Below are 10,635 nucleotides of genomic sequence, written 5' to 3' on the forward strand. Positions count from 1 at the left end.
GTGCGTGACCGGCGCATCGGGGCGCCGGGGGCGGTTGCTACGAACGGCTTCGGTACACGGCGACGCCTTGCGGCTCGACCTGCGCGGCGCCGACCACGAACGCGGACGGCGGCACCGCGTCGATCGCGTGCGGCGTGCTGCCGTAGTTGAATACGTAAGTCAGGCCGCCGCGCCGGCTCACGCGCACGCCGTCGCCGAGCGGCGACGGTGCCAGGCCGGCTTCGGCCGCGACGTCGGCGAACAGGCGCGCGGTGGTCGCGTCGTCGAACAGCGCGGCCCAGTAGTGCAGCGCACCGTGCGACACGCAGGCCGGATGACCGTCGGCGAAGCGCGCACGCACGACGCTGCGCGCGTCGTCGTGCAGTTCGACGAGGTCGCGCCAGTGACGCGCGTCGCCGGTGAGCGGCGCGCCGTCGCGCAACGTGCCGTCGATCCGCGCGGTCACGTTCGGCCGCAGCGATTCGACACGCCACACGCGCACCGGCAGCAGCGACACGAGCGGGCCGGGCGGCAGCGTCGGCGGAATCTGCAGGTCGGCGGTCTTCGAACCGGTGCGCGGGCCGAACACCACGTGCGCGCCCGATGCGGCGACGCGCGTCGCGAAGTCGTCCGGCACGATCGGCAGCGGCGGCACGACGACGAGCCGGTAGCCGTCGAGCGGCGCATGCGCGGAAACGATGTCGACGTCGAGGCCGAGCGAACGCAGCGCCGAGTAGTACTCGAACGCGAAGCGCGCGTAGTGGAAATCGGCGCCCTGCGGCTGCACGTCGAACAGCCACTTCGCTTCGTAGTCGAACACCAGCGCAACGGGCGCGCGCACCGCGCCGTTCGCGTCGGCATCCGCGCCGGCGTCGAGCACGGCGGCGATTTCCTGCGCGACGCGCCGCGCTTCGCGGCCGCCTTCGTCGAGCCGATCGTCGGGCGTGTGCAGGCCCGCATGCATCTGCTCCTGCGCGAACGGCGCCTGCCGCCAGCGGAAGTACGACACGCAGCCGGCGCCGTGCGCGAACGCTTCCCAGCTCCACAGCCGCACCATGCCCGGCAGCGGCGCGGGGTTCCAGTGCGCCCAGTTCACCGGGCCCGGCTGCTGCTCCATCACCCAGAACGGCAGCTTCGACATGCCGCGATAGAGATCGTGATTGAACGACGCGAAATCGGGATGGCCAGTGCGCAGCCAGCGCGCCTTCACGTCGGGCGCGAACCACAGCTCTTCGAGCGCGCCGAGCGGATAGCTGTCCCACGTCGCGACGTCGAGGTCGCGCGCGACTTCGTAGTGGTCGAACTCGGTGAAGAGCTGCATGAAGTTGTGCGCGACCGCGCGGCCCGGCGAGTGCGTGCGGATCACGTCGACCTGCATCCGGTGATAGCGCGCGACTTCGTCGGACGCGAAGCGCCGGTAGTCGAGGCGGTGCGACGGATGCGCTTCGGTCACGGTGCCGACCGGTGCGTCCACTTCGTCGAAATGCCGGTACTCCATGCTCCAGAACACGGTGCCCCACGCGCGGTTCAGCGCGTCGATCGTGCCGTAGCGCGCCTTCAGCCACGCGCGGAAGCGCACGAGCGCGGCCGGCGAGTAGCTGACGACCGTCTGGTGGCAGCCGAGCTCGTTGTCGGTCTGCCAGTAGCGCACGGCCGGATGGCGGCCGTAGCGTTCGGCCACCGCGGTGCAGATCCGGCGCGACGCTTCGAGGTAGGTCGGCGACGAGAAGTCGTAGTGGCGGCGCGAGCCGAACTTGCGCGGCTGGCCGTCCGCGCCGATCGCGAGAATGTCGGGATGACGGTCGACGAGCCACTTCGGCGGCGTCGCGGTCGGTGTGCACATCACGATCTCGAGGCCGGCCGCGCCGAGCACGTCGACCGCGCGATCGAGCCAGCCCCAGTCGTATTCGCCGGGCGACGGCTCGATGCGGCTCCATGCGAATTCGGCGATCCGCACTTGGGCGATGCCGAGTGCCTTCATCCGGCGAGCGTCGTCGGCCCACATCGATTCCGGCCAGTGTTCCGGGTAGTAACAGACTCCGAGGCGCATGCCCGATCCTTATGCGTAGTGGTGGACGGGAAGGTCGGCGCGCGCGGGCACCGCGCGGCCGTCTTCGGTGAACAGGTGACAGGCCGCGGCCGGCGCATGCACGTGCACGCGCTCGCCGCTGCGCACGGCGGCGTCGCCGGGCACCTTCGCGATCAGCGGCGCAGCGTTGGGTTGGCCGGGCTGGTCGAGGTGCACGTAGGTCTGCTCGCCGAGGCGTTCGACGAGGGCGACGTCGCGCGCGAGCGTCGTCGCGTCGAGCGCGGCGCCGAGCGTCAGGTGTTCGGGGCGGATGCCGAGCGTGACGGCAGCACCGGGCGCGAGCGCGGAGCCGTCGCGCGGCAGCGTGAAGGTTTCGCCTGACGGCACGACGGTGACGGCCGTGCGCTGCGCGTCGCACGCGGCGACGACGGCCGGCAGGAAGTTCATCCGCGGCGAGCCGATGAAGCCGGCGACGAAGCGGCTCGCCGGATGGTGATAGAGATTGAGCGGCGCGCCGACCTGCGCGATGCTGCCGTGCTGCGCGGTGTCGGCGCCGGCGTGCAGCAGCACGATCTTGTCGGCGAGCGTCATCGCTTCGGTCTGGTCGTGCGTCACGTACACGACGCTCGCGCGTTCGAACTGCCGGTGCAGTTTCGCGATCTCGACGCGGGTCTGGCCGCGCAGCGCCGCGTCGAGGTTCGACAGCGGCTCGTCGAACAGGAACACGCCGGGCTCGCGCACGATCGCGCGGCCGATCGCGACGCGCTGCCGCTGGCCGCCGGACAGCGCCTTCGGCTTGCGGTCGAGCAGCGTGTCGAGCTGCAGGATCCGTGCGGCGTCGCGCACCTTCCGGTCGATCCCGGCCTTCGGCACGCGCGCGAGCTTCAGCCCGAACGCCATGTTCTCGTAGACCGTCATGTGCGGAAACAGCGCGTAGCTCTGGAACACCATCGCGACGCCGCGTTCGGCGGCCGGCACGTCGTCGACGCGGCGGCCGTCGATCGACAGCTCGCCGTCGCTCAGGTCCTCGAGGCCCGCGATCATCCGCAGCAGGGTCGACTTGCCGCAGCCGGACGGACCGAGGAACACGCAGAACTCGTGCGCGCCGATCTCCAGATCGACGTCGCGTATGACCGGCGCGTGGTCGCCATAGGCTTTCTGCACGCGCCGCATCGAGATGCTCGCCATTGTCTCCACTCCATGTTTTAATGCGCTCTCGTCGATGCTTAAGCGCTTAATCATCGCGATCAAAAAAAGAGCCGATAGCGATCGCGGCCGAGTCGCGCCCGTCGCGCGGGCGGCAAGGTGTGTGCGGCGATAGTGCGCCGCTTCGGTAAGCGAAGCAAATATTGGATCAACGTCTCATATAGTGAGCAATGGATGGCGACACTCGATGAAGTGGCCCGCCGCGCCGGCGTGACGGCCGCGACGGTATCGAACGTGCTGCGCAACCGCGGCCGGGTCGGCGACGCGACCCGCGCGCGGGTGCTCGAAGCGGTGCAGGCGCTCGGCTACCGGCCGCACCTTGCCGCGCGGGCGCTGGCGGAAGGACGCGCGCCGACGGTCGCGTTGATGGTGTCGAGCATCGCGAACCCGTTCTACCCGGAATTCGCGCTCGCGGTCGAGCGGGCGGTGCGGCGCAACGGCCAGTTCCTGATCGTCTGCAATACGAACGAAGATCCGTTGCAGGGGCGCGCGTATCTCGACCAGATCGCCGGCACGATTTCCGAAGGCATTCTCGTGACGAACGCGAACCTGCACCTGCCCGATCTCGTCGACGTCGCGCGGCGCGGCGTGCCGGTCGTGCTGTGTCTGTGGGAGCGGCCCGATGCGCCGCCGGAAGGCTTGCCGTGCGTCGCGGTGGACTTCCGCGAGGCTGGGCGGATCGCGACGCGGCATCTGGTCGAACTCGGGCATCGCGAGATCGGCGTGATCGTCGGCGGGTCGGCAAACGGCGTGCAGGCTGCGCGCTACGACGGCTTCGTCGACGTGATGCGCGAAGCGGGGCTGGACGCGTCGCGCGTCGGCGCCGGGCACGATTCGATCGAAGGCGGCGTGCGTGCGGCCAGTCAGCTGCTCGATGCGCATCCCGCGCTGACCGCGCTGGTCGCGACCAACGACCTGCCCGCGATCGGCGCGCTGCACGCGGCGGCCGATCGCGGCCGGCGCGTGCCCGACGACCTGTCGATCGTCGGCATCACCGATATTCATCTGGCGAGCGATACGCGGCCGACGTTGACGACGGTCGCGATCCCGACCGGCGAGGCCGCGGGGCTCGCGGTCGAACTCCTCAACGCGTTGCGCGAGGCGGGCGGCCAGATCGACGATGCGTCGCGCGTGCGGACCGCGTCGGCACCGCGGCTGGTGGTGCGGCGGACGACGGGCGCGGTGCCGCGGTCGCGCACGGGCGCGTAGCGGCGGCCGGCGCGCGCCGCATGTGCCCGACGTGCGCGCGGTGCCGCCGGCGTCGTTGCTGCCGCGTGCCGCGTTACGCCGCCGGCAGCCGTTCTAGAACGAGTACGCGAGCGATGCGAACAGGCTGCGCGGCGCGCCCGGCGTGACCCACAGGCTGTTGTACGAGCTCACGTAGTACGTGCGGTTGAACAGGTTGTTCAGCACGACCGATGCGCGCAGATGCTTGTTGACCTGCACGTAGCCGTTGAGCTGCACGGTTGCGTAAGCGGGCAGGTCGAAGCCGTCCTGCGTGTTCGCGGTGTTGCCCGCGCGGCGCCCGACGTAGATCACGCCCGCACCCGCGCCGGCCTTGTCGACGAGCGGCAGCGCGGTTTCGTACATCAGCATCGCGCTGCCGCTCACGCGCGGAATGTCGACGAGGCGTGCGCCCGGCGTCAGCACGCTGTCGTGCGTGACCTGCGCATCGACGTACGCCAGGTTGACGATGCCGCGTAACCCGTGGCCCAGTTCGCCGTTCCATTCGAATTCGACGCCGCGGCTGCGCACTTCGCCGGCCGCACGCGAGAACCCGGCATTCGCCGGATCCGCGGTCAGCACGTTCCGCTTGTTCACGTAGAACCCGGCGACGGTCGCGAGCCAGCGCGTGCCGGCCCATTTCACGCCGGCTTCGTAGCCGTGTCCCTTCTCCGGATCGAATGCGCGGCCGTTCACGTCGGCGCCGTTGTTCGGCCGGAACGAGTATGCGGTGTTCGCATACAGCGACAGCGCGGGGCTGGCCTCGTACACGATGCCGAGCCGCGGGCTCAGCGCCGTTTGCAGCTGGCTCGTCGTCACGCCCTTCAGCCGGTTCTCGACCGACTGATGAAAGCGGTCCCAGCGCAGCCCGGCGAGCACTTTCCAGTGCGGGCCGAACGCGAGCGTGTCCTGCGCGTACAGGCCCTGGCCGTCGTCGCGCTCGAGCAGGTTCGTCGCGGTGCGCGGCACGGGCGCCGGCTGGCCGTAGACCGGATCGAAGATGTCGATCGCATACGGCGCGGCGGCCGTCGGCGTCGAGCGCGCGACGAACTGGTCGTAGTTGAAGCGATACGCGTCGACGCCCATCACGAACGAATGGCCGATGCCGGCGGTGCGGACCTTGCCGGCCACTTCGACACGGCCTTGAATGTCGTTCGAGTGAAACGCGACCTGCCGGTAGCGGCGCCACAGCGTGCGGCCGTCCGACTGCAGCGAGAACGCTTCGGACGAGCGGCCGGACAGGTCGGTGTCGCGCTGCGCGAAGCCGGCGTTGACCGACCAGTCGGCATTGAAGCGATGTTCGAGCGTGAACTGGTGCCCCGAGTTGCGCACGTCGTAGTCGCCGTCGCGCGGCTCGCCCATGAACCTCGACGCCGGCACCGCGCCGAGCTGCCCGCCCACCGCGACCACGCCGCGATCGAGCGGCGCGCGCTGGCGGGCGGTCTCGAATTCGTAGTGGAGCGTCGTGTCGGCGCCGATATCCCACGTGAACGACGGCGCGAACAGGTAGCGCTTGCTCGACACCGTATCGCGGAAGCTGCCGTTGTCCTCGTTCATCGCGATGAAGCGGTACGCGAGCGACTTCGTGACGGGGCCGGTCGAATCGAGCGTTTCGCGCAGTGCGCCGTAGCTGCCGGCCGACACGCCGATCGTGTTCGAGCGCGCGAACTGCGGCTGCTTCGTCGTGTAGCTGATGAGGCCGCCGGGGTCGCCGCGGCCGTACAGTGCGGATGCCGGGCCCTTGAGGACTTCCATGCGCTCGAGCGTCGCGGTGTCGCGCGGCACGCTGATGCCGCGATTCCACGAGAAGCCGTTGACGAGGTAGTCGGTGCCGGACGTGTTGCCGTCGCCGGCGAAGCCGCGCACCGCGTAGTTGTCCCACAGCCCGCCGAAGTTGTTCTGCCGCGCGACGCCGGCGACCCAGTCGTACAGGTCGTCGCCGCGCGTGGCGGCCACCGTCTGGATCAGTTTCGTGTCGACGCTGCTGACCGCGAACGGAATCTCCATCACGTCCGTCTCGGTGCGCGTCGCGCTGGTCGATTCGGGCGCGCGAAACGGTGCTTTCGTGCGCTGTCCGGAGATTTCGATCGCGGGCAGCGACAGCTCCTGTGCATCCGCGGCGCTCAGCCCGGCCGCGCCGACGACGATGGCCATCGGTGCGGCCGCCCAGTTCTTCCTGCTCATACCCGTCCTTCAGAGATTGGTCCGCGTTCGGGCACCGCGGGCCGTCTCGCGCCGGCAACCGTGTTCCAAACAGTACATTTGCGCGCCGAAATCTAATGCAAATGAGAGTTATTTGCAATCGTAAGTTGACCTTGTTGCGTTTAGGCAAAAGGGCGTGCGGGACAGCGGGCAGATTCGCGGGAGGAAGCGACGGACAACGCGTTGGCTGATTCGGCCGTGCGCTGTGGTGCCGAGAATCTGGACGGGCCGCGACGGTGTTGCCGGGGGAAATTGCCGGCGGCTATGGGTCGAACCGTGTGTATTCGGGAAGGGTGTGCGGAACGCCGAATGACGGCTCACCGACTGGCGGACTTCACGGCAGCGGTGAGCAAGCGCGCTGCGCGATCCTGCGGGCACAGAGCGCGCCGCGAGGGCGCAGACTTCGGCCGAGCGAGCCGGAGCCGGTCAGCCAACCGCTCTGAACACCGTGGCCGGACGCGTGCCGATGTCACGCGCCTTCGACGAGCCGCAGCACGATGCGCCGGGCCGAATCGAGATGCGCGACCGTCATCGCGCGGGCGCCGCGTGCATTGCGCTCGCGGCACGCTTGCAGGATCTCCTCGTGCTCGACCTGGAACGACGGTGTGTCCGCGAGCAGCGTGGCTTGCAGGCGCTCATACCGTTCGACCTGGCTGCGCAGCTCGGCGATTACCTTCAACTGCCGCTCGTTGCCGCAGCACGAATAGAGCAGCGCATGGAATTCGCGATTCAGCTCGCCCTGGCGGCGCGGCACGCTCGATTCGCCGAGCAGCCGATGCACGAGTTCGGCGCGCGCGAGCGTCTCGTCGTCGAGCCGCTTCACGCTGCGATAGATCGCGTCGCCCTCGAGCAGCGCGCGCATGTCGTAGATCTCCTGCACGTCGGACGCGCTCAGCATCCGCACGATCGCGCCGCGATTGCGGAAGATGTCCAGCAGTCCTTCGCGCTCCAGCCGCTGGATCGCTTCGCGCATCGGAATCCGGCTGATCCCGAAATGCTCGGCGAGGTCGCGCTCGACGAGCCGCTCGCCGGCCTGCAGCTCGCCGTTGATGATCATTTCCCGCAGCGATGCGGCGACCGCATCCGCCGTCGAATCGAGTCTGGCTTCCATCTCGTCGGGTTCCTCATTTTGGAATAATGGTATACCAAATGGCATTCCGGTGCCACAATGACGGCCTCACGTTCCGATATCGAAGGAGACCGAGATGGCGCATGGCGAACACAAGTACCGCGTGGCTGTTGAATGGATCGGCAACCGGGGAACCGGCACGTCGGGGTATCGCGAATACGGTCGCGATCATGTGATCCGTGCGGGTTCGAAGCCGGACATTCCGGGCTCGTCGGATGCGGCGTTCCGCGGCGACGCGGCGCGCTGGAATCCGGAGGATCTGCTGCTCGCGTCGGCGTCGGCGTGCCACAAGCTCTGGTATCTGCATCTCTGTTCCGATGCGGGGATCCGCGTGCTCGCGTATGTCGACGACGCCGAAGGGACGATGCTCGACAGCGCTGAGCCGGGGCGCTTCACCGAAATCGTGCTGCACCCGCGCGTGACGATTCGGGCGGGCGACGATCGTGCGCTCGCCGAGCGGCTGCATCGCGACGCGCATGCGAAGTGCTATGTGGCGAACTCGGTGAATTTCCCGATCCGGTGTGAACCGGTGATCGTGGTCGCGGCCGAGTGACGCGTGTCGGGGAGAAGGCGTTGACGCTCTCTACCCCAACCAACGCAAGCATTGCGCGCCATTTCGTGCCGGAAGAATTCAGGAAGCCGGAGCAGCGGCTTGCACCGGCGGGCGACCGGCGGCGTGCTTTTGGCGGCGAAGACGCGCGCCCGATGTACGCCGGTTCATTGTGACCGAGTGGACCGGTGCCTTCCCATCGATCTCGAACACCCATGGTTTGATTCGCCGCATACCGAAACAATAATTGCGGACAAGAATCGTGCGTGAGAACTCGGCAAACGAAAGCTGTGCGACAAGTCGATAGGGGTATCGGTCAGTATGCCTTAGGGACTCAACTGAAGCGTTCGCTGTGCATGTCAATCAGACGGGTCTGAATTTCAAAATTTGTGGTTTCCAATAAACGGCTTGGCAATTTTTGACAGTCATTTTCCGGTGCTTCGGTAACCTCTCGCCCAATAAGTAACGAATGGACGCGGGCCGCGTCGGCGAGAATGAACAAGAATACGCACCGCCTGGTGTATTCCAGGCTTCGGGGTATGGTGGTGGCCGTTGCGGAGACTGCAACCGCTGAGGGCAAATCGGCAACAGGCGAAGCACGTGCGCGTCGGCGGTCGTCGACGTCCGGCGCTCGCGTCGTGGTGGCGGGCATCACCGCGCTTGGCATGCTACCCACCCTGTCCGGTGCGCAGATCGTCCCGACGCCGGGTACCAGTACACAGGTGATCCAGACGCCGAACGGCCTGCCGCAAGTCAACGTGGCGCGTCCCTCGGGTGCAGGCGTACCTTCACGAACAATGCGGATCTGCAATCGGTCAACAACCTGAGCGTCAACGCGGGCAACATCGTCAACGTGGGGGCGCTGACTGCAGGCGGGCTGCTGCACACGCAATCGACCAACGTGACGAACACGGGCGCGCTCGTGGGCGCCAGCGCCTCGCTCACCGCGACGAATACGATCTCGAACCTCGGGCCCACCGCGCTGATCGGTGCATCGGACAGCAACGGCACGCTCGAAATCCTCGCGCGCGACATCGAAAACCGCGACGACATGACCGCGACCGATTCGATGGCGACGACGGCCATTTTCGGCATGGGCAAGGTCGTGTTGGCCGGAGGCAAGGATGCGAGCGGCAATTACACCAACGCCGCGCTGGTCAACAACGTGTCCGCGCTGATCCAGTCCCAAGACGACATGGAACTGCATGCGGACAAGGTGACGAGCACGCGTCGCGTGATGAAGACGTCCACCAATCAGATCGATCCTGCGTCGCTCTCGCAGTTCGGCATTCCGATCAGCGGCCGCACGGGCCAGGTTGGCGTGAAGGATCCGGACAGTATCGGCGGCGTCTACACCGAGCCGCCTCACGGCGGTCACGCGGACGGCGATTCGACGACGTGGACGAACACGCATGTCGCCGCGGGCGATACGCTGACGATCAAATCAGGCGGCGATGCGAATCTGAAAGGCGCCGTGGCGTCGGGCAAGCAGGTCGTGGCCGACGTGGGCGGTAACCTGAATGTCGAGAGCTTGCAGGACAAGGACCATTACGATTCGAAGCAGCAAAGCGCGGGCGTGTCGGTCAGCGTCTGTGTGCCGCCCTTCTGTTATGGCGGGTCGTCGAGCGCGGCGGCAAACTTCAGTCAGCAGAAGATGCATAGCGACTACGCGGCCGTGGGCGAGCAGTCCGGCATCAAGGCTGGCGACGGCGGATTCCAGGTCAACGTCAAAGGCAACACCGACCTCAAGGGTGGCGTAATCGCGAGCAGCGACAAAGCCGTCCAGGACGGCGCGAACAGTTTGACGACTGCGACACTCACGCACAGCGATATCGAAAACCATGCGTCGTACGACGCGTCTTCGATCGGACTGTCGGGCGGTGTCGGCGGGCAGATCGGCAAGGATCAGAAAGGCACGGCGACCAACGTGAACCCGGTGCCGGGCACGACGCTGCCGAAGGGCGATGGCGGATTGCAGGTAGCGCCGCCGGTCGCGCTCAGCGCGTCGGGCGATGCCAATACGACCACGAAGAGCGGCATCAGTGGCGGCGCCGTCACCATCACAGACAGTGCGAAGCAGCAGCAATTGACGGGCCAGACGGCCGCCGAAGCGGTCGCCAGCGTCAATCGCGATACGTCGAACACTGGCGGTGCGCTCGCGCCGATCTTCGACAAGGACAAGATTCAGGCCGGATTCGACATTACGAGCCAGTTTATCAATCAGGCGGGGACATTCGTCGCGCATCGCGCGGCGGAAGCCGATGCAGCAAAGGCCGCCGCGAACAACCCGAATCTGACGCCGGAGGAACGCGCGGC

At 67.6% G+C, this 10,635-nt stretch carries 8 protein-coding genes and 1 pseudogene; 5 read left to right on the forward strand and 4 right to left on the reverse strand.

The window, feature by feature from the left end; genetic code table 11:
• Positions 1-37 precede the first annotated feature (37 nt).
• Together Q3A80_RS29130 and Q3A80_RS29135 are read right to left on the reverse strand one after the other, a co-directional pair.
• Entirely contained in the window at positions 38-2,029 is a 1,992-nt protein-coding gene (locus Q3A80_RS29130; RefSeq protein ID WP_446332261.1) for a beta-galactosidase, read from the reverse strand.
• Between the two features lie 9 nt (positions 2,030-2,038).
• On the reverse strand, positions 2,039-3,196 hold the full coding sequence (locus Q3A80_RS29135) for an ABC transporter ATP-binding protein (protein ID WP_446332262.1): 1,158 nt from the start codon (positions 3,194-3,196) through the stop codon (positions 2,039-2,041).
• 192 nt (positions 3,197-3,388) lie between these two features.
• Between Q3A80_RS29135 and Q3A80_RS29140 the strand changes: the two genes are divergently transcribed.
• Entirely contained in the window at positions 3,389-4,423 is a 1,035-nt protein-coding gene (locus Q3A80_RS29140) for a LacI family DNA-binding transcriptional regulator (RefSeq protein WP_446332263.1), read from the forward strand.
• Positions 4,424-4,516: 93 nt separating this feature from the next.
• Here Q3A80_RS29140 and Q3A80_RS29145 read toward each other — a convergent pair whose 3' ends face one another.
• Both Q3A80_RS29145 and Q3A80_RS29150 read right to left on the reverse strand, forming a co-directional pair.
• On the reverse strand, positions 4,517-6,622 hold the full coding sequence (locus Q3A80_RS29145) for a TonB-dependent siderophore receptor (protein WP_446332264.1): 2,106 nt from the start codon (positions 6,620-6,622) through the stop codon (positions 4,517-4,519).
• 487 nt (positions 6,623-7,109) lie between these two features.
• Positions 7,110-7,751 carry a GntR family transcriptional regulator gene (locus Q3A80_RS29150; RefSeq protein WP_446332265.1) on the reverse strand — a complete coding sequence of 214 codons (642 nt, stop codon included), beginning with the start codon at positions 7,749-7,751 and terminating at the stop codon, positions 7,110-7,112.
• 94 nt (positions 7,752-7,845) lie between these two features.
• On the opposite strand from Q3A80_RS29150, the gene Q3A80_RS29155 reads away from it, so the two are divergent.
• The 4 genes and pseudogenes from Q3A80_RS29155 to Q3A80_RS29170 form a co-directional block, all read left to right on the forward strand.
• Positions 7,846-8,322, forward strand: coding sequence for an OsmC family protein (locus Q3A80_RS29155; RefSeq protein WP_446332266.1), 477 nt, complete (start codon positions 7,846-7,848; stop codon positions 8,320-8,322).
• A gap of 20 nt (positions 8,323-8,342) precedes the next feature.
• Complete coding sequence (locus tag Q3A80_RS29160) at positions 8,343-8,495, forward strand: hypothetical protein (RefSeq protein ID WP_446332267.1); 153 nt, start codon at positions 8,343-8,345, stop codon at positions 8,493-8,495.
• Between the two features lie 363 nt (positions 8,496-8,858).
• Positions 8,859-9,146: a hypothetical protein gene (locus tag Q3A80_RS29165; protein WP_446332270.1), complete on the forward strand. Its 288-nt coding sequence runs from the start codon at positions 8,859-8,861 to the stop codon at positions 9,144-9,146.
• Positions 9,122-10,635, forward strand: a pseudogene (locus Q3A80_RS29170) (hemagglutinin repeat-containing protein); the annotation flags it as partial. The gene Q3A80_RS29165 and the pseudogene Q3A80_RS29170, both read left to right, overlap by 25 nt.

Source organism: Burkholderia sp. SR8, assembly GCF_052851275.1.

Coding starts and splice junctions, on each gene's coding strand:
- Q3A80_RS29140 (WP_446332263.1), top strand. CDS start 3,389: ATGGCGACACTCGATGAAGTGGCCCGCCGCGCCGGCGTGACGGCCGCG.
- Q3A80_RS29130 (WP_446332261.1), bottom strand. CDS start 2,029: ATGCGCCTCGGAGTCTGTTACTACCCGGAACACTGGCCGGAATCGATG.
- Q3A80_RS29155 (WP_446332266.1), top strand. CDS start 7,846: ATGGCGCATGGCGAACACAAGTACCGCGTGGCTGTTGAATGGATCGGC.
- Q3A80_RS29135 (WP_446332262.1), bottom strand. CDS start 3,196: ATGGCGAGCATCTCGATGCGGCGCGTGCAGAAAGCCTATGGCGACCAC.
- Q3A80_RS29150 (WP_446332265.1), bottom strand. CDS start 7,751: ATGGAAGCCAGACTCGATTCGACGGCGGATGCGGTCGCCGCATCGCTG.
- Q3A80_RS29165 (WP_446332270.1), top strand. CDS start 8,859: ATGGTGGTGGCCGTTGCGGAGACTGCAACCGCTGAGGGCAAATCGGCA.
- Q3A80_RS29145 (WP_446332264.1), bottom strand. CDS start 6,622: ATGAGCAGGAAGAACTGGGCGGCCGCACCGATGGCCATCGTCGTCGGC.